The sequence below is a fragment of the Fusicatenibacter saccharivorans genome, assembly GCF_015557635.1.
GTDB lineage: Bacteria > Bacillota > Clostridia > Lachnospirales > Lachnospiraceae > Fusicatenibacter > Fusicatenibacter saccharivorans.
In genome coordinates this window covers 79,187-103,627 of sequence record NZ_JADNOP010000012.1, presented here as the reverse complement: position 1 = coordinate 103,627, position 24,441 = coordinate 79,187, and the positions used below count along the sequence as shown (strand labels likewise).

General features: G+C 48.1%; 30 protein-coding genes. 19 read left to right on the top strand and 11 right to left on the bottom strand.

Going from position 1 to position 24,441, the window contains the following annotated elements:
- The first annotated feature begins 10 nt into the window (after positions 1-10).
- The 8 genes from rbfA (at position 11) to I2G42_RS11330 (ending at position 7,257) form a co-directional block, all read left to right on the top strand.
- A complete protein-coding gene (gene rbfA, locus I2G42_RS11365) occupies positions 11-397 on the top strand; it encodes a 30S ribosome-binding factor RbfA (RefSeq protein ID WP_022462931.1) in 387 nt (128 codons plus the stop codon).
- A complete protein-coding gene (locus I2G42_RS11360; RefSeq protein WP_195531073.1) occupies positions 384-1,367 on the top strand; it encodes a DHH family phosphoesterase in 984 nt (327 codons plus the stop codon). Before rbfA ends, I2G42_RS11360 begins: the two co-directional genes overlap by 14 nt.
- Positions 1,368-1,439: 72 nt before the next feature.
- Positions 1,440-2,366: a tRNA pseudouridine(55) synthase TruB gene (gene truB / locus I2G42_RS11355; protein ID WP_195531072.1), complete on the top strand. Its 927-nt coding sequence runs from the start codon at positions 1,440-1,442 to the stop codon at positions 2,364-2,366.
- A complete protein-coding gene (locus tag I2G42_RS11350) occupies positions 2,363-3,298 on the top strand; it encodes a bifunctional riboflavin kinase/FAD synthetase (RefSeq protein WP_055228611.1) in 936 nt (311 codons plus the stop codon). Before truB ends, I2G42_RS11350 begins: the two co-directional genes overlap by 4 nt.
- A 286-nt stretch (positions 3,299-3,584) precedes the next feature.
- Positions 3,585-3,851 (top strand): 30S ribosomal protein S15, encoded by a 267-nt coding sequence (gene rpsO / locus I2G42_RS11345; protein ID WP_022462935.1) that lies wholly within the window; start codon positions 3,585-3,587, stop codon positions 3,849-3,851.
- A gap of 252 nt (positions 3,852-4,103) precedes the next feature.
- Entirely contained in the window at positions 4,104-6,200 is a 2,097-nt protein-coding gene (locus I2G42_RS11340; protein WP_022462936.1) for a polyribonucleotide nucleotidyltransferase, read from the top strand.
- Between the two features lie 100 nt (positions 6,201-6,300).
- Positions 6,301-6,795, top strand: a complete 495-nt coding sequence (nrdG, locus tag I2G42_RS11335) for an anaerobic ribonucleoside-triphosphate reductase activating protein (protein ID WP_055228610.1) — start codon at positions 6,301-6,303, stop codon at positions 6,793-6,795.
- A 27-nt stretch (positions 6,796-6,822) separates the two neighbouring features.
- On the top strand, positions 6,823-7,257 hold the full coding sequence (locus I2G42_RS11330; RefSeq protein WP_055221518.1) for a dUTP diphosphatase: 435 nt from the start codon (positions 6,823-6,825) through the stop codon (positions 7,255-7,257).
- Between the two features lie 70 nt (positions 7,258-7,327).
- Here I2G42_RS11330 and I2G42_RS11325 read toward each other — a convergent pair whose 3' ends face one another.
- Positions 7,328-8,290 carry an NYN domain-containing protein gene (locus I2G42_RS11325; RefSeq protein ID WP_195531071.1) on the bottom strand — a complete coding sequence of 321 codons (963 nt, stop codon included), beginning with the start codon at positions 8,288-8,290 and terminating at the stop codon, positions 7,328-7,330.
- 214 nt (positions 8,291-8,504) lie between these two features.
- Between I2G42_RS11325 and I2G42_RS11320 the strand changes: the two genes are divergently transcribed.
- The gene (locus I2G42_RS11320; protein WP_022462940.1) at positions 8,505-8,714 is read left to right on the top strand and encodes a helix-turn-helix transcriptional regulator; all 210 of its coding nucleotides are present in this window, start codon (positions 8,505-8,507) and stop codon (positions 8,712-8,714) included.
- On the top strand, positions 8,711-9,502 hold the full coding sequence (locus I2G42_RS11315) for a DUF3169 family protein (protein WP_195531070.1): 792 nt from the start codon (positions 8,711-8,713) through the stop codon (positions 9,500-9,502). The genes I2G42_RS11320 and I2G42_RS11315 overlap by 4 nt, the downstream gene beginning before the upstream one ends.
- A gap of 80 nt (positions 9,503-9,582) precedes the next feature.
- Here I2G42_RS11315 and I2G42_RS11310 read toward each other — a convergent pair whose 3' ends face one another.
- The 9 genes from I2G42_RS11310 to ureA form a co-directional block, all read right to left on the bottom strand.
- Complete coding sequence (locus I2G42_RS11310; RefSeq protein ID WP_055221511.1) at positions 9,583-10,953, bottom strand: MATE family efflux transporter; 1,371 nt, start codon at positions 10,951-10,953, stop codon at positions 9,583-9,585.
- Between the two features lie 153 nt (positions 10,954-11,106).
- Positions 11,107-11,799 (bottom strand): urease accessory protein UreD, encoded by a 693-nt coding sequence (locus tag I2G42_RS11305; RefSeq protein ID WP_243277175.1) that lies wholly within the window; start codon positions 11,797-11,799, stop codon positions 11,107-11,109.
- A gap of 109 nt (positions 11,800-11,908) precedes the next feature.
- Complete coding sequence (gene ureG, locus I2G42_RS11300) at positions 11,909-12,517, bottom strand: urease accessory protein UreG (RefSeq protein WP_117814399.1); 609 nt, start codon at positions 12,515-12,517, stop codon at positions 11,909-11,911.
- 48 nt (positions 12,518-12,565) lie between these two features.
- Positions 12,566-13,264: an urease accessory protein UreF gene (locus I2G42_RS11295; protein WP_118719161.1), complete on the bottom strand. Its 699-nt coding sequence runs from the start codon at positions 13,262-13,264 to the stop codon at positions 12,566-12,568.
- A 90-nt stretch (positions 13,265-13,354) separates the two neighbouring features.
- Positions 13,355-13,831: an urease accessory protein UreE gene (locus I2G42_RS11290; protein WP_195531069.1), complete on the bottom strand. Its 477-nt coding sequence runs from the start codon at positions 13,829-13,831 to the stop codon at positions 13,355-13,357.
- 24 nt (positions 13,832-13,855) lie between these two features.
- The gene (locus I2G42_RS11285; RefSeq protein WP_195531068.1) at positions 13,856-14,362 is read right to left on the bottom strand and encodes an AmiS/UreI family transporter; all 507 of its coding nucleotides are present in this window, start codon (positions 14,360-14,362) and stop codon (positions 13,856-13,858) included.
- A gap of 42 nt (positions 14,363-14,404) precedes the next feature.
- Positions 14,405-16,126, bottom strand: a complete 1,722-nt coding sequence (gene ureB / locus I2G42_RS11280) for an urease subunit beta (protein WP_055221502.1) — start codon at positions 16,124-16,126, stop codon at positions 14,405-14,407.
- Between the two features lie 15 nt (positions 16,127-16,141).
- Positions 16,142-16,501, bottom strand: a complete 360-nt coding sequence (gene ureB / locus I2G42_RS11275; protein ID WP_055221500.1) for an urease subunit beta — start codon at positions 16,499-16,501, stop codon at positions 16,142-16,144.
- 14 nt (positions 16,502-16,515) lie between these two features.
- On the bottom strand, positions 16,516-16,818 hold the full coding sequence (gene ureA, locus I2G42_RS11270) for an urease subunit gamma (RefSeq protein WP_055221498.1): 303 nt from the start codon (positions 16,816-16,818) through the stop codon (positions 16,516-16,518).
- 311 nt (positions 16,819-17,129) lie between these two features.
- Between ureA and I2G42_RS11265 the strand changes: the two genes are divergently transcribed.
- The 3 genes from I2G42_RS11265 to I2G42_RS11255 all read left to right on the top strand — a co-directional run bounded on the left by I2G42_RS11265 (position 17,130) and on the right by I2G42_RS11255 (position 18,895).
- Positions 17,130-17,504 carry a GntR family transcriptional regulator gene (locus I2G42_RS11265; protein WP_055221496.1) on the top strand — a complete coding sequence of 125 codons (375 nt, stop codon included), beginning with the start codon at positions 17,130-17,132 and terminating at the stop codon, positions 17,502-17,504.
- Positions 17,505-17,541: 37 nt separating this feature from the next.
- Positions 17,542-18,009, top strand: coding sequence for an ATP-binding cassette domain-containing protein (locus I2G42_RS11260; protein WP_195531067.1), 468 nt, complete (start codon positions 17,542-17,544; stop codon positions 18,007-18,009).
- A gap of 277 nt (positions 18,010-18,286) precedes the next feature.
- Positions 18,287-18,895 carry a DUF6664 family protein gene (locus tag I2G42_RS11255; RefSeq protein ID WP_055147690.1) on the top strand — a complete coding sequence of 203 codons (609 nt, stop codon included), beginning with the start codon at positions 18,287-18,289 and terminating at the stop codon, positions 18,893-18,895.
- 54 nt (positions 18,896-18,949) lie between these two features.
- Here I2G42_RS11255 and I2G42_RS11250 read toward each other — a convergent pair whose 3' ends face one another.
- Positions 18,950-19,201, bottom strand: coding sequence for a helix-turn-helix domain-containing protein (locus tag I2G42_RS11250; protein ID WP_015513363.1), 252 nt, complete (start codon positions 19,199-19,201; stop codon positions 18,950-18,952).
- Positions 19,202-19,330: 129 nt separating this feature from the next.
- On the opposite strand from I2G42_RS11250, the gene I2G42_RS11245 reads away from it, so the two are divergent.
- The 6 genes from I2G42_RS11245 to dcm all read left to right on the top strand — a co-directional run bounded on the left by I2G42_RS11245 (position 19,331) and on the right by dcm (position 24,441).
- Positions 19,331-19,675 (top strand): hypothetical protein, encoded by a 345-nt coding sequence (locus tag I2G42_RS11245; protein WP_015533346.1) that lies wholly within the window; start codon positions 19,331-19,333, stop codon positions 19,673-19,675.
- Between the two features lie 122 nt (positions 19,676-19,797).
- The gene (locus tag I2G42_RS11240) at positions 19,798-20,919 is read left to right on the top strand and encodes a DUF4062 domain-containing protein (RefSeq protein ID WP_055149049.1); all 1,122 of its coding nucleotides are present in this window, start codon (positions 19,798-19,800) and stop codon (positions 20,917-20,919) included.
- A 164-nt stretch (positions 20,920-21,083) separates the two neighbouring features.
- On the top strand, positions 21,084-21,992 hold the full coding sequence (locus I2G42_RS11235) for a ParM/StbA family protein (RefSeq protein ID WP_161208660.1): 909 nt from the start codon (positions 21,084-21,086) through the stop codon (positions 21,990-21,992).
- Entirely contained in the window at positions 21,980-22,273 is a 294-nt protein-coding gene (locus I2G42_RS11230) for a hypothetical protein (protein WP_006428275.1), read from the top strand. Before I2G42_RS11235 ends, I2G42_RS11230 begins: the two co-directional genes overlap by 13 nt.
- A gap of 218 nt (positions 22,274-22,491) precedes the next feature.
- Positions 22,492-23,064: a hypothetical protein gene (locus I2G42_RS11225; protein ID WP_015533347.1), complete on the top strand. Its 573-nt coding sequence runs from the start codon at positions 22,492-22,494 to the stop codon at positions 23,062-23,064.
- Between the two features lie 75 nt (positions 23,065-23,139).
- A complete protein-coding gene (gene dcm, locus I2G42_RS11220; protein ID WP_207741887.1) occupies positions 23,140-24,441 on the top strand; it encodes a DNA (cytosine-5-)-methyltransferase in 1,302 nt (433 codons plus the stop codon).

The following is a 24,441-nucleotide window of genomic DNA, read 5'->3' as shown; positions in this document are numbered from 1 at the left end:
AGGAATTAAGTTGAGAAAAAACAGTATTAAAAACACCAGGATCAACGGGGAAGTACAGAAAGAGCTTTCCAACATCATCCGGAACGAGATCAAGGATCCGCGCATCGGAATGATGACCTCTGTCACAGCGGCAGAGGTAGCGCCGGATCTGAAGACGTGTAAAGTATATATCAGTGTGTTTGGCGATGATGAGGCGAAGAAAGAAACCATCCGCGGCTTAAAGAGCGCGGAGGGCTTCATCCGCCGTATGCTGGCCAAGACCATTAACCTCCGCAATACACCGGAGCTGACCTTTGTCCTGGATGAGTCGATTGAATATGGCGTTACGATGTCAAAACTGATTGATGAAGTAACACACAAAGAAGACAAAAAGGATGAGGAAAATGAAGAAAATTGATGAAATTCTAAACGGAGTCTCCTGCATGGCCATCGCCGGACACGTTCGTCCGGACGGTGACTGCATCGGTTCCTGCCTGGGATTATACCAGTATCTTCGCGACAATCGGCCGGAGATTCAGGCAGATGTCTATCTTGAGGATCCACGGCCGGAATTTTCCTATCTTCCGGGCTTTTCTGAGGTAAAGACAAGCTGTGAAGAGAAAGCGTACGACCTTGTGGTCCTTCTGGATGTATCCAGCGAGGAACGCATCGGCGTTGCCGCACCGCTTCTTGCAAAAGCGGGAAAGACGATCTGTATCGATCACCATGTGACGAATACAGAATATTGCGAAATCAATCACGTAGAGCCGGATGCAAGCTCTGCCTGCGAGGTGCTGTTTGGGCTTCTGGAGGAAGAAAAGATCTCCGAGCCGTGCGCCGAGGCGCTGTACACCGGTATTGTGACCGATTCCGGCGTATTCCAGTACAGCAGCACCTCTCCGCACACGATGCGGGTTGCGGCCGCTCTGATGGAAAAGGGAGTTCCGTTTACCAGAATCATCGAGGATGCATTCTTCAAGAAAACATACGTACAGAACCAGATTATGGGACGCACGCTGACAGAAAGCATCATGCTTCTCGACAAGCAGTGTATTGTCGGTATCGTGCGGAAGAAGGTCATGGACTTCTATGGCCTGACAACGGGAGATATGGACGGCATTGTCAGCCAGTTAAAAAATACAGAAGGCGTTCACGTAGCGATCTTCCTGTATGAGTTGGAGCCGCAGGTCTTCAAAGTAAGCCTCCGCTCCGACGAGCTGGTTGATGTGAGCAAAATCGCAGCCGTATTCGGCGGCGGCGGCCATGTCCGTGCGGCTGGCTGCACGATGTCAGGTTCTCCGTATGATGTAATCAACAATCTGACTCTGTATATCGAAAAACAGCTTCTTGCAGAAGAGGAAGAAGAGACGACAGAGGAAGAAGCATAAACAGGAAACAGCCGGGCGCAGAAAATATATCCACGCCCGGTTTTCTTGTGAAAAAGAGGGAGACAAAACAACATGATAAACGGAGTTCTGAACGTATGGAAAGAGGCGGGATTTACGTCGCATGACGTGGTTGCGAAGCTGCGCGGCATCCTGCACCAGAAAAAAATCGGCCACACCGGAACCCTAGACCCGGATGCGACGGGCGTGCTTCCGGTCTGCCTTGGAAAGGGAACGCGTCTCTGCGATATGCTGACCGATGAGACGAAGACGTATGAAGCGCTGCTTCACCTTGGAATCGCAACGGATACGCAGGACATGAGCGGAACCGTGACAGCAGAAGCGCCAGTGACCGTGACGGAAGAAGAGGTGCGGGACTGCATCGCCTCGTTTGTCGGGGAGCAGCAGCAGGTGCCGCCGATGTATTCCGCGCTGAAGGTTAATGGAAAGAAACTCTACGAGCTGGCGCGGGAAGGCATCGAGATCGAGCGGAAAGCCCGCACGGTGCACTTTTACGAGATCAGCATTCTGGAAGTGAAGCTTCCGCTGGTGCGCATGGAGGTAACGTGTTCGAAGGGAACGTATATCCGCACCCTGTGCCACGATATCGGCGAAAAACTGGGCTGCCACGGATGTATGGAGCAGCTGATCCGCACGAGAGTCGGCCAGTTTGACCGAAACGGAGCGCACACGCTTGACGAGATCGCAGCGATTGTCGGTGAGGGCCGCCTTTCGGAGATCCTCGTGCCGGTCGATGAAATGTTTGCCGCGCTGCGCAGCTTTGCGACAGCGGACGATCATGTGAAAAAGCTTGCGGAAAACGGAAATCCGCTGAAACCGGCGCAGATCCGCGAAATCGGGGAAACTGCTTCCGGCGGGGACTTCGCAGAAGACGAGGAGTTCCGCCTTTATCTCGATGACGGAACGTTTGTCGGTATTTATCAATACAGACCATCACAAAACTTAACCAGACCGGTCAAGTTATTTCTGGAGAGAACATGAGATATCTAACAAAAACACTGGATTTTGACAGCAGAGGGGACAGCGTTGTAACCCTGGGAAAATTTGACGGCCTCCACCGGGGGCATATGCTTCTGATCCGCCGTGTCCTTGCAATCGGCAGAACGGAAAGACTGGAAACGGTTGTGTTTACATTTGACGTGCCGCCGCAGTCGAAAGTGCAGCATGTCAAGCCGCATCAGCTGCTGACGAATGAGGAGAGAAGAGCCCGCCTCGAACAGCTTGGCATGGACTGCCTTGTGGAATGCCCGTTTGTGGATGAAGTGATGCACATGACGCCGGAAGCCTTTATCAAAGAGATTCTGGTGGATAAGCTGCACGCGAAAAAAGTTGTTGTGGGAAAGGATTTCGGTTTTGGCTACAAGAGAAGCGGCACAGCCGAAATGCTGAAAGAAATGGGCCCGTCCCTTGGTTTTGAAACCGAGATCATCGAAAAAGCAGAGGAAAACGGCCGCGAGATCAGCAGCACCTGGGCACGGGAAGAGCTGGAACAGGGCAATATGGAAGCCGTGAGCGGTCTGCTCGGCTACGATTACGCGGTTCACGGCGAGATTGTCCACGGTCATGCACTCGGCAGAACGATCGGCGTGCCGACCATCAATCAGATCCCGCCGGCAGAAAAGCTGCTTCCGCCGTTCGGCGTCTACGTTTCCGAGGTGAAAATCGAAGGAAAAATTTATTACGGTATCACAAACATCGGTGTTAAGCCGACGGTACAGGAAAAATTTACCGGCGTGGAGACGAATCTTTTTGACTGCAGCGAGGATCTCTATGGAAAACAGGCGGAGGTTTCTCTGTTAAAATTCCTGCGCCCGGAGCAGAAATTTGCTTCGATCGACGCGCTGAAAAACCAGCTCGATCATGATGTTGCGGCAGGAAAAAAATATGTAGAAAAAAAGTTCGCTCAGCAGTGAAACACTCGCTGTTTCGCTGCGTAAGAAAGTGATTCAGGTGTGAGCAGCTCTCCTTTTGCGAAGCAAAACTTAAAATGAGAGCTGCGAAAGTTACAGTTCGGAGAACTGTAATTACGTGAAAATTCATCGCGAAAACATCTGATTTTAGTATTTACAATTCGAAAAGCGTATGCTATACTAATCGAGTATGCGGGACAAAAAAGATCCCCGGACCCTGATTCAGAGGCAGGACACTCCGACCACTTCTTAGTCAGCGGTGCAATCAAAATAACAGGAGGAATTTAAAATGATTTCGAAAGAAAAAAAACAGGCAATCATCAAAGAGTATGCAAGAACTGAGGGAGATACAGGATCACCGGAAGTACAGGTAGCTGTTCTTACCGCAAGAATCGAGGAGCTCACTGAGCATCTGAAAGTTCACCACAAAGATCATCACTCCAGAAGAGGTCTTCTGAAAATGGTTGGTCAGAGACGTGGTCTGCTTGACTACTTAAAGAAAACTGATATTGAAAGATACCGTGCTTTAATCGAGAAGTTAGGAATCAGAAAATAATCAGCTTGGAACAACGGGCGGGATACATTTTCCGCCCGTTTCTTTGCTTGTAAGATCAAAGACGCAAACGACATGGAGCCATTCTGAGCTGCATTGCATCCGTAAGAAGCTGCCAGTGGCAGGTTCTGGAGGTGCAGGAATTTTATCCGAGACCACTGAAAAACACATTGAAAAGCTGCATCCTGTCCGTATTCCGGTGTGCTTTTCAGTTGTTTCGGAAATTCTGCTCAGAAGAAAAAAAGGAGATTATTTATGTACAAGAGTTTTTCTATGGAACTGGCAGGCAGAACCCTGACCGTAGACGTAGGCCGTGTAGCAAAACAGGCAAACGGCGCAGCATTTATGCATTATGGCGATACTGTAGTTCTTTCTACAGCAACTGCATCTGAGAAACCGCGTGACGGCATCGACTTCTTCCCATTAAGCGTTGAGTACGAAGAGAAGATGTACGCCGTTGGAAAAATCCCGGGCGGATTCAACAAAAGAGAAGGAAAAGCAAGCGAGCACGCAATTCTGACCAGTCGTGTCATTGACCGTCCGATGCGTCCGCTGTTCCCAAAAGATTACCGCAACGATGTTACATTAAACAACATGGTAATGTCCGTAGATCCGGAGTGTGATCCGGAAGTAGTCGCAATGCTGGGTTCCGCAATCGCAACCTGCATTTCCGACATCCCGTTTGACGGTCCGTGTGCCATGACTCAGATCGGTATGATCGACGGCGAGTTCATCGTAAACCCGACTCTCGCACAGAAAGCCGTATCCGACCTGAAACTGACCGTAGCTTCCACCAGAGAGAAAGTCATCATGATCGAAGCCGGAGCAAAAGAGATTCCGGAAGCAAAAATGATCGACGCCATCTACAAAGCACACGAAGTAAACCAGGAAATCATCAAATTCATCGACAGCATCGTAGCAGAGGTTGGAAAACCGAAACATGCTTATGAGAGCTGCGCTATTCCGGAAGAGCTGTTTGCAGCGATCAAAGAGATCGTTCCTCCGGCAGAGATGGAAGAGGCTGTTTTCAGCGATGATAAACAGACAAGAGAAGAAAACATCCGCGTCATCACCGAGAAACTCGAGGAGGCATTTGCCGACAACGAAGAGTGGCTGGCAGTATTAGGCGAGGCTGTTTACCAGTATCAGAAAAAGACCGTTCGTAAGATGATCTTAAAAGACCACAAACGTCCGGACGGCCGTGCGATCACAGAAATCCGTCCTCTGGCAGCAGAGGTTGACATTATCCCGCGTGTTCATGGTTCCGCTATGTTCACCCGTGGACAGACTCAGATCTGCAACGTAACAACACTGGCTCCGCTTTCCGAAGCACAGAAACTGGACGGACTGGATGAGTTCGAGACCTCCAAACGTTACATGCATCAGTACAACTTCCCATCCTACTCTGTAGGTGAGACAAAACCGTCCCGCGGACCGGGACGCCGTGAGATCGGCCATGGTGCTCTGGCAGAACGTGCCCTGGTTCCGGTACTTCCGACCGAGGAAGAGTTCCCGTACGCAATCCGTACCGTATCCGAGACCTTCGAGTCTAACGGTTCTACTTCCCAGGCAAGTATCTGTGCATCCACCATGTCTCTGATGGCTGCCGGTGTACCGATCAAAAAACCGGTTGCAGGTATCTCCTGCGGTCTGGTAACAGGCGAGACCGATGATGATTACCTCGTACTGACCGATATCCAGGGTCTCGAAGACTTCTTCGGCGACATGGACTTTAAGGTAGCTGGTACCCACGACGGAATCACTGCAATCCAGATGGATATCAAGATCCATGGACTGACCCGTCAGATCGTAGAAGAGGCGATTGCCAGAACGAAACAGGCAAGAGAGTACATCCTGACCGAGGTTATGGAGAAAGCGATCGCAGAGCCGCGTAAGACGGTCGGCGAGTTCGCTCCGAAGATCATCCAGATGATGATCGACCCGCAGAAGATCGGTGAAGTTGTCGGCCAGAGAGGAAAGACCATCAACGCCATCATCGATGAGACCGGCGTAAAGATCGACATCACAGATGACGGTGCAGTTTCCATCTGCGGAACCGAGCAGGCTATGATGGATCAGGCAAAGAAATATATCGAGATCATCGCAAGCGACTTTACCGAGGGACAGATCCTGACCGGAAAAGTTGTCAGCATCAAAGACTTCGGTGCTTTCCTTGAGTTCGCACCTGGAAAAGAAGGTCTGGTACACATTTCCAAGCTCGCCAAACAGCGTGTTGAGAAAGTAGAAGACGTTGTCAGCCTTGGCGATGTTGTAAAAGTAGTCTGCATGGGCAAAGATAAAATGGGCCGTGTAAGCTTCAGTATCAAGGATGTTCCGGCAGACGCGAAATAAATAGATCTGCCAGACGATAAAGAGCGGGGAACACAGAAAAAGGGATCTGCAAAACGGTTCGTTTTTCTGTGTTTTCTTATGTCCAATAGGAGTGAAAGCTATGAGATACCATAATATAACGAAAGACGATATGCTGAACGGAGACGGCCTGCGCGTCGTGCTCTGGGTCGCCGGATGCGGTCATCACTGCAAGGGATGTCAGAATCCGATTACCTGGGATCCAAATGGCGGCATCCCGTTTGATGACGCGGCAAAGGCAGAAATTTTTGAACAGCTGGACAAGGACTACATTTCCGGCATCACCTTCTCCGGCGGAGATCCGCTGTATGAGGCAAACCGGGCGGATGTGACGGCTCTGGCAAAAGAGATCAAGGAAAGATATCCGAAAAAAGATATCTGGGTTTACACCGGATATGAGTGGGAATCCGTCTGTGATCTGGAACTGATGGATTACACGGACGTGGTTGTGGACGGCCGCTTTATTCTTGCCCAGAGGGACGTTACCTTGGAATGGAAGGGCAGCCCGAATCAGAGAGTCATTGATGTGAAAAAGACGAGAGCACGCGGCGAAGTCGTACTGTTCGGCGAAAAGTAGTCACGCAAAAAGAAAAGGAGACGCTTTATGGAAACCATTAAAATTCAGTATTTAAACGATGAAATTGAGCGCCTGCGCTATATCGACGGAAAGTCCGACTGGATCGACCTGCGCGCGGCAGAAGAAGTAGAGTTAAAGGCCGGAGAATTCAAGCTGATCCACCTCGGCGTTGCGATGCAGCTGCCGGAAGGCTATGAGGCGCATATCGTGCCGAGAAGCAGCACCTTCAAGAACTTCGGCATTATCCAGACGAACCACTGCGGAATCATCGACGAGAGCTACTGCGGACCAAACGACTGGTTCTACATGCCGGCGTACGCCCTGCGCGACACCGTGATTCATGTCAATGACCGTATCTGCCAGTTCCGCATCGAGAAGCATCAGCCGACGATCAGCTTTGAAGAAGTTGATCACTTAAACGGCGAGGACCGCGGCGGAATTGGAAGTACAGGAAAACAGTAAATCTGAGCTGCGAATTATTATAGAAAGACCCCGGAAACATCAGTGAAAACTGGCGTTTCCGGGGTCCTTTTTATTTCATCTGAACCGTATTATTCGTGATTTTGAATTTTTTGAAGCTGTTGATAAAGCTCGAAATCCTGCTGTACCCATACTGCTTTACATCAAAGCCCGGGAAGCGGCTCCGCAGAGCGTCGTGGATGATGCTCAGATTGTCGATATGGCCGCCGTTTGAGCAGATCAGGTCGGTGATGCACTTTTCGATCTGCTGGCGCGATACGGTGTTCTGGCGTTCTTTTACAAGGTAATTGTGGCCGGTCTTCAGTACCTCGATATCGTTCATGCTCTCTAAAAACGTCGAGAGCTTTGAATAGCCGTAATTTCGAACATCAAATTCCGAAAATTTCTTCTGTAAGATACTGCCGATTTCACTGAGTGTCGTATTCTTTCCGTGGTCATTGTTTTCCGTCAGCACACGTGATACGGTCCGCTCAATCTCCGCCTTGCTCGTAATCGACGGAGCCTCATCCTGCGAAACGCCGTAGCGTGCCGAACTCTCCGAAACAGCAGTGATAGCAGGGGAGATATCGTCCTCATTCTGGGAGATCACCTCGAGGATTTTAAAGGCATCACACGCGACACGGAACGAGGACGGCGTTTTCTGTTCGCCCATGCCGAGCACAAACATGCCCGATTCGCGCAGACGCTGTGCCAGCTTCGTAAAGTCGGAATCCGAGGAGACGAGGCAGAAGCCCTCCACATTTCCGGAGTAGAGGATATCCATGGCATCGATAATCATCGCAGAGTCGGTCGAGTTCTTTCCGTTCGTATTGCTGTACTGCTGGATCGGATTGATCGAGTAGCGTAAAAGCTGTTCCTTCCAGCTCTTTTTCGAGATGTCCGTCCAGTCCCCGTAGATTCTCTTGTAAGTAGCGACGCCCTGGTCCGAAACCTCGTCCAGGATATATTTGATGTATTTCGGGGAAACATTGTCCGCATCGATCAATACGGCAAACCGGCTGTCTTTCTGTTCCATAGATTCTGTCCTTTCTGCGGCTTGAATAGTTACAAAAATAGATACCTCTAGTTTAGTACATTTCAGCCCGCAAATCAACCGGGAGTTTGAAATGACAAAAAAACTTGTCAAAAGTATTGACAAATAAAGTTGTCAATAGTAGAGTAGTAGATGACAAGAAAAGTTGTCAAATAGAGAGCTCATCTAAAAACGTGACAAGAAAGGAGATGCTGCGATGCCGCTGTACAATCAGTTAAAAGAGTACCGTTCGAAGCTCGGCATCAACCAGACCGACCTTGGGAAAATGGCGGGGGTATCGAGACAGACCATCAGCCTGATCGAGCGGGGAGATTATTCACCGTCGGTGACACTGGCGTTAAAACTTGCAAAAATCTGTGAAGTAAAAGTAGAAGATATTTTTCAATATGAGGAGGATGAATCATGAAAGAAAAACAGGGGAACAAACCAAATTCCTACGGAAAGTTGATGAAACGGATGCTGATTTATCTGGGAATCGGCGGAGTCTGCGGTTTTTTTGTCGGAATTTTTATGACGTTCGGAGTGAAAAATGGCATGAGTGATCTGAGCGATCTGGTCCGCCCGCTGGCACTGCCGATCATTGCGGTAATTTTCGTTGTAAGCATTGTCCTGATGGAATTTTACAGCCGGAAATTAAAGGATACGATGAAGCATCTCGAAGAAGCAGAGGATGAACAGTACGAAGTCTTAAGCTATGAAGAAGAGAAATACGGCGCGATGCTGATGAACTGCAATGTGATTTCGCAGGTCTGCGATTTCATCGTGCTGTCATTTACCTTTTCCCGTTCCTGGCTGGAAGAAGCATCGGGAAAAGAGCTTGCTGGATTCCTGGCAGCCTGTGTTCTGTTTTGTATCAACTTCTTTCTCTATGGCTATTATCAGATGCGTTACGTGAAAATGGTTCAGGCGGCTCATCCGGAGAAGAGAGGAGATATGAACTCGAAAAACTTCCAGAAAGACTGGATGGCAAGCTGCGATGAGGCAGAAAAAGAGATGGTATACCAGAGTGCCTACAAGGCCTATACGGCACTGGGCAAGATGCTTCAGATCCTGCTGTGTGCGACAATGCTCCTGCATCTGGTGTTCCATACCGGTATTCTCGCAGTCATTGTTGTAGGCGTCGTTTATCTGACGATGACACTCACGTATAATCGTTCCTGTGTAAGTCTGCAGAAAGCAAAACTGAATCTGTAATCCTGTAAATACAAAAAACTGCGTGGAATGCATTTCAGAATCGTGCATTCCGCGCAGTTTTGCGTTTGGTATGAAAAATGTCAGCTGATCGGAGCCGTCGGTGTCTTTGAATCATACTTTTTGTCGATATCCTTCATGACAAACAGATACGAAACACCGGTAAAGACAGCTGCCGTCACCCAGGCTGCCGGGTCACAGAAGCAGGCGAGCGGATAGCTGATGACTTTTATGGCAATCACAGCTACAATAAGGCGCGCAAAGAGTTCAGAAACACCGCCCATCATAGGCAGAAAACCGTAGCCGCAACCCTGCATTGCATTTCGGAAAATAAAGATGGTGCAGAGCGGTACATAAAAAAGAGCACACATATAGGAATAAGTCTTTGCCCATGGCATCATGGCGGCCATATCGACATCACCCGAGAAGAAGAGGGAAAGACATGGCTTCAGAAGAAGGAAGACGAGAACAGCGGCTGCGATCGAATATGTGATGGAAGTCAGAAGTGCAGCGCGAACTCCCTTTTTAATCCGTGGAATATCGCCCTTTCCGAAATTTTGTCCGCTGTAGGTTGCCATCGTCTGTCCCATTGCGGAAAAGCCCTGTGTGACCAGATTCTGCAGCTTACAGGCCGCCGTGAAAGCGGCAACTGCCTCCGAGCCGAACAGGTTAATGGCAGCCTGCATAATCATTGTACCGGATGCGGTGATGGCAAACTGGAGTGCCATCGGAATGCCCATCGAGAGCTGATGGCGGGAATCTGCCGCATGAAGCTTCCAGTGGTGTTTTTCCGGCCACATATCCGGCATGGAGCGATAAATATAAAAAAGACAGAGCACAGCAGAAATTCCCTGAGAGAAAACGGTTGCATATCCGGCTCCCGCAACGCCCATTTTAAAACGAATGATGAGAAGCAGATCCAGAAGAACATTTAATACAGCCGAAAAAATCAGGAACATCAGCGGAATCTGGCTGTTTCCTACTGCACGCAGATAGGAGGAAAGCAGATTGTAAAAAATCGTAGCGATCAGGCCACCGCAGATAATCATAATATAGGTATAAGCGTCCTGAAAAATATTTTCCGGTGTGTTCATGAGATGCAGCAACGGCCGCATGGAGATCATGCTGAAGAATGTCAGGACAACCGTGAAAAGGAGAGCCAGTAGAATGCCGTTTGCCACACTTCGCTTTACTCCGCGCGTATCCTTTGCACCGAACCGTTGCGATGTCAGAACCGTAAAGCCTGCTGTGATGCCCTGCGCAAATCCAAGCACCAGGAACATAATCGTTCCCGTAGAACCAACTGCAGCCAGTGCATCCGCTCCGACATATCGGCCAACGATAATCGTGTCTGCCATGTTGTAGAGCTGCTGGAAAATGTTTCCGATAATCAGCGGCAGTGTAAACTGCAGAATGACCGGAAGCGGACTGCCCTTTGTCATATCTCTTTCCATGAAAAAACCTCCTCAGAATGATGGTAAAATTAGTTTTATCTTCGTTTCAAACGAAAGCTATTTTATCACATTCCAAAGAGGTTGTCACACCTTATTTTGACATTTTTCCGGTAATTTTTGATTGATTGAAATCAGAAATTTTCCAGTCTGTTTTTATAGAAGTTTTTCATACACAGTTTTGATTTTTTCCGCCGTCTGCTGCAGCTTCTGCGCACGGTGTCCGAAAATCCGAACAGCAAGATCACCGCCGGAGAGCGTCGTTACGCCGCCGTCGATTTCCGGATCGCCGTCAAGAATTTCCCGGATTTCATTGAGAAGCGTATCCGCGTATTCTGTCCGTGAGAGAAAAAGGTTCGCCATATGCGTGTATCCCTCGTACATACCAATCCCTTCCATCGGCATCTGATCGGGCAGATAGCAGGTGTTGTCGCGGTAGATCAGCTTTTGACCGCGGAAAATCTGTACCTTTGAGGCAAAGCGGCGGTACTGGAACCGCTCTTCGTGCGCATTCCGTCCGCAGGAGATGATTTCCAGCAGAAACAGGCGGGATGTCTCGTCTGCCAGATGAATCGTCATTGTACTCGTAAAAGAAGACTGTGCAAACGGAATGACGGGCTGCGGATAGTAGTAAAGTACCGCGTGCGGATCAACCTGAACGGAAATTGTGCGGGATGCCGATCCCTCGTCCATTTTGTGGATCTTCTCAAACGACTGCGACAGGACCTCGAGATCCGCCCCCTCTTTTACATGGTAAGAAAATTCCTGTGAATCCCCTTCCATAATACCCGCGGAGGCACAGAGAGGCATGATCTGGATTCCGCCGTTCTCTTTTTCAAACGGAGCCATAATCTTGTACGGCGCCGTAAAGGAGAGGTCCTCGAGAATCGTCTTTCCGTTTTTTAACGCCGCGCAGGCCGTGATGCGGGAAATTTTCCGAATTTGTTTTCCATAAGCATCACATTCCTTCTAAGAGCACATTTTCTTTGATCCAGGAAACAACATCATCCACATGGACGTCGCCGCGGATGTTGGTGAACAGAAACGGACGCTCGCCACGCATTTTTTTCGAATCGTGTTCCATGACTTCCAGGCTTGCACCGACATACGGAGCCAGATCAATCTTGTTGATGACGAGAAGATCGGACCGTGTAATGCCAGGGCCGCCTTTCCGCGGAATCTTATCGCCCTCAGCGACATCGATAACAAAGATCGTGGCGTCCACAAGCTCCGGACTGAACGTAGCGGAGAGGTTGTCACCGCCGCTCTCGATAAAGAGAAGCTCGATGTCCGGGAACCGCTCCATCATCTCGTCGACGGCCTCGAGGTTCATCGAAGCATCCTCGCGGATCGCGGTGTGCGGGCAGCCGCCGGTCTCCACGCCGATGATGCGTTCCACCGGAAGGACGCTGTTCTTCGCGAGAAACTGTGCGTCCTCCTTTGTATAAATATCGTTGGTGATAACGCCAATACTGTAATCGTTTGCCATTTTTCGGGACAGCGCCTCAATCAGTGCCGTTTTTCCGGAGCCGACCGGTCCTGCTACTCCAATTTTTACGTAAGACATAACACATACCTCTTTTCCTGAAAATAATGATTGCGCGAAACAAACACATTACGACATATAAAGACGGGAATACAGTGTTTCATGCTGGATCCCGCGGATATCAAAGCCCGGCGCAGAAAGACAGAGATCCTCCGCACTCCGGTGTTCCAGATCTTTTAAAATCTCGGCAAATTCCGCATAGCATCCGCCGAGAAGCTGCTGTCCGGCGCTCTGGCTTAACGGTATCGTTTTGACGCAGTTTGTCACGATCGCGGAAGTCTGCGCATAGAGATAATGCGACAGCGCATCGGCAAGCGGAATGTTCATGGCAGCGCAGAAAACACCGTAGATACAGCAGTGGTTTATCGCCTGCCCTTTCCTGGCAGTAAGATAACGGCGGAAGATCCCGTTTTCCTCTTTTGTCACGGGCAGCTCCAGCTTTTCGATCGTCTTTGCAAAACGGGACCCCATTTTCCGTGCGGCCTCCCTTTGTTCCATTGGAATCCGCGACGCTTCCAGAATTTCTTCAATCGAAAGAAGCTGTTCCAGATCCCCGTATGCGGCAGCAAGATAGGAGAGTCTTGCGGCGAGAAGCTCCGTGAAGGCAAGATTCCATCGGATTTTGTGGTGGATATATTCCTTTGCCGCCGCCTCATCGTGCACAATTTCACGCTGAATATACGTCTCGAGTCCCTGCGAGTGCGAGTACGCGCCGATCGGAAACAGGGCGTCGTTGATCTGAAGAAGATAAAAATTAAGTTCGGACATAAAAAGTCTCCTGAAAAATCATAAGATATCGAATGAGCCTGCCTGCGAAAAGGGGCCGGCCCATTCTTTTCTGCGTGCGGACAGACCGCATCAGTGATGATGATTGTGGATCGATGCGGAAATCCGCTGGTCGAAGTCGAGCTTTTTCAGTTCTTTTTCGGCCGTAACGCCGTGGAGTTTCTGAAGCATCAGAAGCATCGGCTCATTGTAAATCGTGATAAAAGTATCGTTTTCGCCCCAGAACAGCGGTGCATGGCGGTTGCCGATCTCGTAGCAGACCTTTGCCGCCTGCTTTTCGTGACCCGGAGTAAGGGAAACGCGGATCACCTCGCACGGAGGCGTATTGACGGCGATGATTTTTTTATCGTCTGCATAGAGCACATCACCCTGATACAGACCCCTTGTGAGAATGGAATCGTCCATGCGGATGCCGAGCTCCGTTCCGTGGTCGGTCGTCTTTTTATGAATCTTTTTGAAGGCTTCATGCCATTCGATATCGACGTATTCGATCGTTTTTCCGGAAGTGTCAAATTCCGAAAGTTTTCCTAAAATCTGTTCGCAAACCATTGAAAAAAGTTCCTCCTTACCGAATTACCAGATCTGAAGCAGCATCATGACGCCCGGGATCCACGCGGTGACAACGCCCTCAAATACCTGAAGGCACGGCACAAATTTTTCGAGCTTCTTTCCGCAGATATCCTCCACAAAAGAAGTACCCCAGAGAATGGCCCACAGATACCAGATGCCCGCCCAGCGGAGATCCGGCGTGATGTCAAGCGCCGCGCTTCCAATGAAGCCTTCGATCGTTCCGAAGATGACAGCGTTGACGGCAACAAAGGTCGAAAACCACGCAAAAGGGATCGGGCTGGCGTTTAAAAATTTATTGACGGCCACAAAGAGGTAAGTGAAGCAGAACAGCAGTCCCGTTCCGGCAGCGTAATAATTTCCCTGCACGAGATTCACGAAGTTGATGAAAAGGGAAAGTCCGCCGGTAAAGATATTCATTACAGCGGCCGAGCGTCCATCCACATGGTACAGGGTGCACATGCCGTTGTTGATCAGTACAATTCCTACAAATAAAAGACACACTCCAAGCATAATAAAATTCTCCTCGTATGGTTTTACAGAATGCAGAGCCGTTTAGAACAGGCTGTAAAGCTGGGTCAGCGGCAGTTTTTCTGCTGGCTTGGAAGTGATCTCCTCGCCGTCAACAGTGACCTTATATGTCTCCGGATCTACGGTAAGCACCGGCGTGCGGTCGTTCCATACCATATCCTTTTTGCTGATACTGCGGCAGCCGTGTACCGGGACAACCGTTTTTTCCAGTCCGTATGCGTCTTTGATACCGGCATCGAAAGCAGCCTGGGAAACGAAGGTCAGGCATGCCTCCTGTTTTGCTTTTCCGTGAGCGGCAAACATCGGCTGATAGCAGACCGGCTGTGTCGTCGGGATCGAAGCGTTGGCGTCTCCCATTTTCGAAGCGACGATCATACCGCCTTTGATGATCATATCCGGTTTGGAGCCGAAGAAAGCAGGATTCCAGAGCACGAGATCAGCAAATTTTCCCTTTTCGACCGAGCCGACATACTCGGAGATACCGTGGGTGATGGCCGGGTTGATCGTATATTTTGCGATATAACGTTTCACGCGGAAGTTATCGTTTTCATGACCGGCATCCTGCGGCAGAGCGCCGCGCTCATCCTTCATTTTGCTTGCGGTCTGCCACGTACGGGTGATGACCTCACCGACACGGCCCATCGCCTGGGAGTCGGAACTCATCATACTGAAAATACCCATATCGTGCAGAACATCCTCTGCGGCGATCGTCTCCGGGCGGATACGGGAATCCGCGAACGCAACGTCCTCCGGGATGTGCTTGTCGAGGTGGTGGCATACCATCAGCATGTCAAGATGCTCATCAAGTGTGTTGACAGTGTAAGGCATTGTCGGATTCGTGGAGGAAGGCAGAACGTTCGGTGCAGCAGCAGCGCGGATGATGTCCGGTGCGTGGCCGCCGCCGGCTCCCTCGGTGTGGTACGTATGGATGGTTCTTCCGCCGATGGCCGCAAGCGTATCTTCGACGCATCCGCCTTCGTTCAAAGTATCGGTGTGGATGGCAACCTGGACATCGAACTCATCGGCAACGTTGAGGCAGTGGTTAATGACCGCCGGCGTTGCGCCCCAGTCCTCGTGGATTTTCAGGCCCATCGCACCGGCTTTGACCTGCTCAATCAACGGAGCCTCGTCGGAGCAGTTGCCCTTGCCGAGAAAACCAAGGTTCATCGGATATTCCTCTGCGGCTTTCAGCATCATGCGCAGATTCCACGGTCCCGGGGTACACGTCGTTGCGTTCGTGCCGTCCGCCGGGCCGGTGCCGCCGCCGATCATCGTGGTCACGCCGCTGTAGAGGGAGCAGTCAATCTGCTGCGGGCTGATAAAGTGGATGTGAGTATCGATGCCGCCTGCCGTAACGATCATACCCTCGCCGGCCAGAGCCTCGGTCGATGCGCCGACCGTCATGCCAGGAGTCACGCCGTCCATGACATCCGGGTTTCCGGCTTTTCCGATGCCGGCGATTTTTCCGTCTTTGATTCCGATGTCTGCTTTTACAATGCCTGTAGCATCCACGATCAGAGCGTTTGTGATGACAAGATCAAGGTCTCCGTCTCTGCTGCAGGTCTTAACGGACTGTCCCATACCGTCGCGGATGGATTTGCCGCCGCCGAATTTTACTTCATCGCCGTATGTGGTGTAGTCTTTTTCGACTTCAATCACAAGGCTGGTGTCGGCAAGGCGGACCTTATCGCCGACGGTCGGACCGTACATAGCGGCATATTTACTTCCGGAAATTTTTACACTCATTTTTGCTGTCCCTCCTTACAGAAATCCTTTTAACTTCGCGTTTTCCAGTGATGCGGCTTTCGTGTCAGCGGTAGCCTGTGCGCGGGTCAGGTCATTCAGACCGAAGACACGTTTTCTGCCGCCCATCTCGACGAGCTGCACCTCTTTTTCCTCGCCCGGCTCAAAACGGACCGAAGTTCCGGAAGGAATATCGAGGTGATAACCGTACGCCGTTTCCCGGTCAAAAGAGAGGCACCGGTTGACCTCAAAGAAATGAAAATGGGAGCCGACCTGAACGGGACGGTCGCCCTTATTTGCTACCATGACAGTGACTGTCTTTTTGCCTTCGTTTAATGTGATCTCGCGATCGGAAGCCATGATTTCACCGATTTTCATATGATGTCTCCTCCTTACTGAATCGGATTATGTACAGTGACCAGTTTGGTTCCATCCGGGAACGTTGCCTCGACCTGAACCTCGCCGATCATATCGGCAACGCCGTCCATGACATCGTCGCGGGTTAGAATCTTTGTGCCGAGCTGCATCAGCTCCACAACGGTCTTTCCGTCCCTTGCCAGTTCCAGAAGCTCGGAACTGATGTAGGCGAGTGCTTCCGGGTAATTCAGTTTCAGGCCGCGTGCTCTCCGCTCTTTGGCGAGATTACCGGCCATATGAAGCATCAGTTTTTCCTGTTCCTTGGGATTTAATCTCATGGTGTTCCTCCTTTTTTGCATAGAAAAAGAGCAGACCAGGGAGAAAACATTTCTGTTCAGACTCCTTTGTCTGCTCTTTCATATTTTATATCACGCATTATAACGGGTGTTTTTTATTTGGTCAAGAACTTTTTGCTATTTTTTTGATTGCTTTTTTCATGTACAGCAGAGGAAAAACCATAGAAAGCAAAGAAAAGAGGGGAAAATGCAGAAGAAAACAAAGAAAATTCTCTGAAATAAACAGTATATAACAGTTGACAACAGTAGCTGACTGTTATATACTGTTTATTGTAAAGGAGAAGAGAAACGATATGCATATTATTTTGAATCATTCCTCCATGGTGCCGATCTACGAGCAGCTCATGGAGCAGATCAAATCAGAAATTATCAATACAGCATTAAAAGAAGGAGAGGCGCTCCCATCCGTCCGTTCTCTGGCCGGGGAACTGCGGATCAGTGCGCTGACCGTCAAAAAGGCGTATGACAAGTTGGAAGAGGAAGGATTTGTTACAACGATTCACGGAAAGGGAACGTATGTAACGGCTTCCGACAAACAGCTCGCGCTGGAGGCAAGGCAGAGAGAAGCAGAGGCGGATTTTGAAAAAGCCATCGACCGTGCCCTTGCGATGGGAATGAGCCGGGAGGATATTCTGGAGACAGTAACCCTTCTTCTGGAGGAAAAATAAGGAATGCCGGAGCAGCGGCAGAAAGGAAGAGACAGACATGATAAAAATGCAGAATGTCAGAAAGGTGTATCCGGGATTTGATTTTGAGCTTTCTATGGAGATTCCGGAGGGAAGAATCACCGGACTGATTGGAAAAAACGGAGCCGGAAAAAGCACGGCGATCCGGCTGATGCTCGGCCTTGCAAAAGCAGATGGCGGAATAATCGAACTCTTTGGAAAACCGATCACAGAAATTATGGCAGAGGACCGGCAGAATATCGGCGTTTCGCTGGCAGAATCTGGATTTAACGGACAGTTTACCATCGTGGAAGTGGAGAAAATTCTGGCGAAAATGTATCCAAAGTTTGAGGAAAGCTGGTTCACCAGAGAGTGCCAGAAGCTGCATCTTCCGGAAGGAAAACAGTTCAAGGAATTTTCCAATGGAATGAAGGCGAAGCTGCGTGTACTTACCGCCCTGTCACACAAGGCACAGCTTCTGATCCTCGACGTAAACTGGATTATGTAGCATAAGAGTGTATAGCGTGTCTGTAGTCTGATTTTTGCCATAAATAAGTACAGGATACACAGAGAATAGAAAAGAATGTGTATTCAGTTAAATAAGAAATAGATAGCTGGTATGAGAGAACAAGGAGTCTTTCATACCAGTTTTTTTGTGGAAAAAGGGATAGGTTGCACAGGATCTGCCAGGAGATTTCAGTAGGTTTGGTGAATAGCTTTCTCCCAGAAGTGTGGTATAGTCTTGTGCTTGGAACAGGAAAACTACACAGAAGGGAGACACCGATATGACAGCACAGCCAGATATCATCTGGAATGAGCAATGCTTGGGGATACGGATAGGAGAACAGGTTTGCACCTATCTGAAAAAGCATGATGCGGAATACCAGAGACTGCAAAATAAAATACTGGAACTTACAGAGAGGTATCCAGTAATAGAAACATTTATGGAGTCGAATCAGGCAATCAGTCTAACGACAGAAGAGCATAAGGCAGTGCATCAATATTTCCGACTGGAAAGCGAAAAGGAAATGATAGAAGAACAGTACCATTTTTATATGGGACAGGCTCAAATGATCTCCTATGGAGCAATGCTTGGAAAAATTAAAAAAGCAATATTGGGAAATGATGACGGTGACACAAAGAAACTGCTGGAGTTGCTGCTGGATACCTGGATTGATGAGGTTGAAGATCAGCTGAAAGAAAATACAGTGTACCAGGGAATGCTTGAAAAAATATCGAAATATGAAGAACAGGTTCAGACAATGGGATTATCAAAAGAAAAGCGAAAAACAATAGACAAATACGTTACTGAAGTTAGTGAGAGATGGATATTATATGCGGAATCTTTATATCAGGCTGGCATGCAGAAAATTCTGGAACTATTAAATTTGTAAAAAAGGGACGGATAAAATGGGGAAGCACGAAAGGAACTTCCCCATTTGTCACTTCTATTCATCTTTGCCATCAATGAGAAATATGTATGAAACCTGAAAGATTTCAGCAATGGCTTTTAATTCAAGATCAGTGACATAACGCTTGTTTGTTTCGATTCTGGTGATTACATTTTTATCCATATCGTAACCAGCTAACTGGAGTTTATAGGCAAGATCACGCTGAGACATATTGTGGGTCTTGCGAAGTTCAATCAATCGCTGGCTAATCAGATTCTTCTCACCAGACTGTGTCCTTGGCTTTGGCATCTTAAATCTCTTCCTCTCTGGTAAAAGGATGGCTTGTCTCACTTTTTGCACCATCTGTATTGATTTTAACGATTGGACAAGGTAGAATCGGTTGTAAAAGTGAGACAAGAACAGAAGAGGGAGAAATATATGGAGCAGGTAAAAATAGAACAGTTTGCATTTTTATATTTATGCAGCGAGCATGATAAAAGGCTATTATTTAAGAAAGAAAAAATGCAGTTAGCTGATTTCGACAGGTTGACTTATCTGATTTATCATCTTGGTTTTAAGGAATATCACATAAAAGTTTGGATGGAATTTGCAGGAGACTTTAAAAAAGAATGGGATTGTTTGGAAGCACTTCAGGAAACAGGTGGATGTGCTGTGAGCATAGAAAATACAGAATCAGAGTCCAGATTGCATGAAATGTGGATTAGGGATTTTTGCAAAAATACACCAATGGAAATCAGAGAATGGCTTCGAGAATTAGCTTAAGAAATGTAAATAAAAATATACCCTAACTCATTTTTGTGGTATCATTATTAGTAGAGTTTGTGAAATTTGATTTTGCGGAAACCTGGAGTGATAAGAGATAAGTATAAAAGGAGCATATTGATATGAAGAATAGACGAAAGTTTTCTATTTTTATAAGTTCTACCTATGAAGATCTTAAAAAGGAAAGACAGGCATTGGTAGGTGTGGCACTAGAGAATAATTTTATTCCGGTAGGAATGGAGCAATTTCATGCTGCACCTACAAGTCAATGGAATGTTATAACAAAAATGATTGATGAGTGTGATTTTTATCTTCTTGTTATTGGTGCTAGGTATGGGTCAATTGATGAAGAAACTGGTATAAGTTACACAGAGAAAGAATACAATTATGCAAAAACTAAAGGATTACCAGTACTTGTATTGATTAAACAACCTTCGGCTATTTCTGAAAGTGAAAAGGATACCGGAAATGATAAGTATGATAAAATGAAGAAACTGGATGAGTTTAGAGAAAAAGTCAAAAATGATAAAAATACAGTTGATTTTTTCACAGATTTAAACAGTTTAAAGTATGTGGCATCACCGACATTTAGGAACGCCGTTAACTATGTTGATGATAACGCTGGATGGGTTCGATATCGAGATATAGTGGATATAATTAATGAAGAGGCAGAAGGACGAAATAAAGCAAATACTGAACTTGGAGAACATCAGCAGAAGATGCTAGATGACATGAAAGAGATGTTTTCTCAATTCTATAGTAGACTCACTGACCTAGAAAATAACCAGTTAACCTTGAAAGAAATTCCTACAGCAACAAGTGAAGATATCAAAAAATTGTTCCAGGTTGAAGATAATACGTTAATTATTGGAAATCCAGAAGAAAATAAATCAGTTGTAGGGCTAGATGATGTTGGGAACATTCCAGTGGACTCTGCCTTTTTATTAGTATATGCGGCTGATGGTGATGGGCAAATACTAAAGATACGGACACTTGGTTCACCTACTCAGATTTTTACATCAGGTAAGCAGTTTATGGCTGATAATTCAAAAAGAGAATCTGCGAGATGGGAAGAGGCTTTAGACAGACTTATAGAATGGGGCTGGGTTAAAGCTGTAGGGTATAAAGGTGAAATATTTGAATTGACCGGAACAGGTTATAGCAAAGCTGATTGGTTAAAGAACAATATGGCAATAGATACTTCAAAAGAACCGCTTGACGAGTTAAAAGAGTTTGAAGATTAATAAGAATTAAACTAATACAGTTATGCGTATTTATTTGCAAATATACATGGCTGTATTTTTTATTACGGGCAGGGCTCTTCGGGGTTCTGCCCTTTTTCTTTTTCCAGACCAAAAGACCACCTGCTGGAAAAGAACAAGAAAAACCTGAAAGGATGTGGTGACTTATTATTATAGGAATCGATCATGGATATTATGCCATCAAAACTCCCCATGTGTGTTTCCCGACTGGACTGACCGGGTACGATTATGAGCCGTATACCATGCAAAATGTCCTGCAGTACAATGGGAAATTTTATGTGTGTGGAACTGGGCGGCAGACGCTGGTGAGAAGCAAGACTTCCAATGACAATTATTATCTTTTGACAATGGCAGCCATTGCACAGGAGATCCGCTACCGCCGGGGAGAGAGGAAAACAGATGTGGTTCTGGCAGCCGGCCTCCCACTGGCAAGTTTTGGCAGGGAGAAAAAAGGTTTCCGGGAATATCTGTTTCGGAAAGAGCAGCCTCTGCGTTTCCGGTACGAGGATGAGAGCTATGAGATCCGGATTCAGGATGTAAAACTGTTCCCACAGGGATACTCAGCCCTGGCTCTCCACCCGGAATGTGTTCGGGACGAGCCTTCTGTTCTTCTCGCAGATATCGGTGGCTGGACCGTAGACCTGATGCGGCTGGACAACAGTGTTCCAAATGCCGCTACCTGCCGCAGCCTGGAACTTGGTGTGATCCGGTGTGTGGATGAGATCACCGAGCAGGTACGCAGAAATACCGGACTGTCTGTAACGGATATTCAGATCGAACGTGTTCTGAACGGCCAGAGCTGCAGCATGGACCCGGCCGCAAAAGAAATCATTGTCCGGCAGGGAAGGCTCTACACGGAGAAAATACTGTCTGCAATTATGGAAGCCGGGTTCGATCTGAAGGCAATTCCGTCCGTGATCATGGGCGGCGGAGCCAGCATTCTGAAACGGCACGTGACACCGCAGGACGGGCTGTGTCGGCAGATTTACCTGACAGACGTACACGCCAATGCTTCCGGCTATGAGCGGATTGTGGGGCAGATGTGCGCGAAGTAAAGAGACCCGTTTTCTCGTTCCGCCTGAACCTTGATAACCCAGATCACAAAAAGGCATGGGAGATCCTGCAAAGTGTTCCAGATGGACAGAAGAGCAGCTATCTGGTTCAGGTGATCTTAAAAGATCAGGAAAACAACCAGCTGGAGAAAAGCATCCGGCAGGCAATCCGGGAAGAACTGGCAGGTGTTTCCATTTCTGGCTCCGGGGAGAGTGTTTCAAAAAAGGAAGAAATCCCGTCCCAGATGCTGGATTTTCTCTCCGGGCTTGAGGATGCATTCTGAAAAAGTCAAGTCTTTCCTGGTGATAAAATAGCCAAATTTCAAGCAGTCAAATTAGTATAAATCACGGATTTTTGAAAGGGGTGATGCCTATTGAATGTTATTGGATCTGCATCCTTTGGGAGCTTTTGAGAGCCTCATATTCGTTGGGTATTGTGAATAGCTTTCTGTCACGTTTTAGGGTATGTTGTATGTAGAAAAAAGAAAGGAGAACGAACACAATGGAGATGAAAAACATATGCGGAAAAATCCCGGTAGAGCTGCATGAAAAGCTAAAACTGGAAGTCGAAGAGTTAGGAATCAGCATACCAAAATACCTTGAAATGGTAATCGAAGAACACATGACAAGAAAAGGAGAAAAGGCGAACATGGCAGATTTAAGAACAGTAGCAGTACAGGTAACCGAGGATTTATTTTCCAGACTGAAAGCAGTCCTCGCCAGGAATGGCATGAAACAGAAAGACTTCTTAATCGGGCTTATCGAAGATGCAATCGAAAAAGAAGAAGCCAAATGGAAAGCAGAGTCAGAGGAAGCCGAAGAAACAGAAATGGAAGATCCTGAGACTGCAAAATCAGAACCGGATGAAGAGTCAGTAGAACCTGAAGCAGAAGAGCCTGAGACAGAAGCACTGGAAGCTGAAACAGACGGAGAAATGACAGAACCGGACGAAGCTGAAGCAGATGAAGAGCCGACAGAGCCAGAAAACGAAGAGCCAGCGGAAGCAGAGCCAACAGAACTGGAAACCGAAGAAGCAGAAGAATCTGAGCCAGAGGAAGCGGAATCAGAAGAATAGACATCACAAAACAGAAACCAAGAGACGGAAACGGTGCAGAGAAATCTGCACTGTTTTTTTCGCAGCGAAGGGAGGCTGATAGCCGGAACAATTCGATTTTTTGACCTTTTCAGCGGAATCGGAGGATTCCGAGAAGGACTGCACAGAGCAGGGGGCTTCACCTGTGTCGGACACTGTGAAGCGGATGCGTATGCAGACCACAACTACCGGGTGCTGTTTGATACGGAAGGAGAGTGGTTCTGCAATGACGCAAGAAATATTGAAACAGAACGAATGCCGGACTTTGATCTTTTATGCGCGGGATTTCCTTGCCAGGCATTCTCCATTGCTGGACGAAGGGAAGGATTTGCCGATGCAAGAGGAACCCTTTTCTTTGAAGTTGCCAGACTGGTTGCAGACAAACGACCTGCGTATTTTCTCCTTGAAAACGTACCCGGTCTGCTTTCGCATGACAAAGGGCGGACGTTTCACACCATCCTCAGTACGCTATCTGAACTGGGGTATCATGTCGAATGGAAAGTGCTTAACAGCAAGGATTTCGGAGTCCCCCAGTCAAGGAAGCGGGTGTATATTGTCGGATATCTTGATGGAAGATGTGCCGGAAAAATATTACCTTTCCCAAAAGCAAATGGAACAGCTCTTATACAAGTCCATGCTGGCAAACAGGGAGAAAGAGTCTACGCAGAAGAAGGATTGAGCTGCACGCTGACCAGCGGGGCTGGTGGTATGGGCGGTAAGACCGGATTATACGAAGTCGGTATCCCAATCAAGGAAAACACCCGAAAAGGATACAAGATGGCTTATGAGGGTGATAGCATCGACCTCGGCTATCCGGGTATCAACAGCCGCAGGGGAAGAGTCGGGCATGAAATCGCCCATACCCTCACGACCGGAAACCAGCAGGGAACACTGCATTTTGTAGATATCTCCCCTCCGCCGCTGGTGACAGACGTTGCAAGATGTCTGAATACCAGACAGGATTCCAGCATCCATAACCACAGAGGCGAAAGTTCCGGGGTGCTGGTGGAAGAAACGCCAAGGGCAGTGCTGACACCAGCCAGGGAAAAAGTCCGCCAGAATGGAAGAAGAATGAAAGAACCGGAAGAGCCAATGTTCACCATTACGGCAACTGACCGTCATGGAGTGATTTACCACGGCAGAATCCGCAGGCTGACGCCAAGGGAGTGTCTACGGCTGCAGGGATACTGGGATGGTCAGATTTCCAAGATGGAAAAAGAAACATCGGATAACCAGCTTTACAAGCAGGCCGGGAACGGTGTCACCGTCAATGTCATCGAAGCAATAGGCAGAAACCTGAAAGCCGTGGATGAAGAGATCCGAAACAGCTCACCTGTTCCAGAAGCGAAGGGTGGGTGA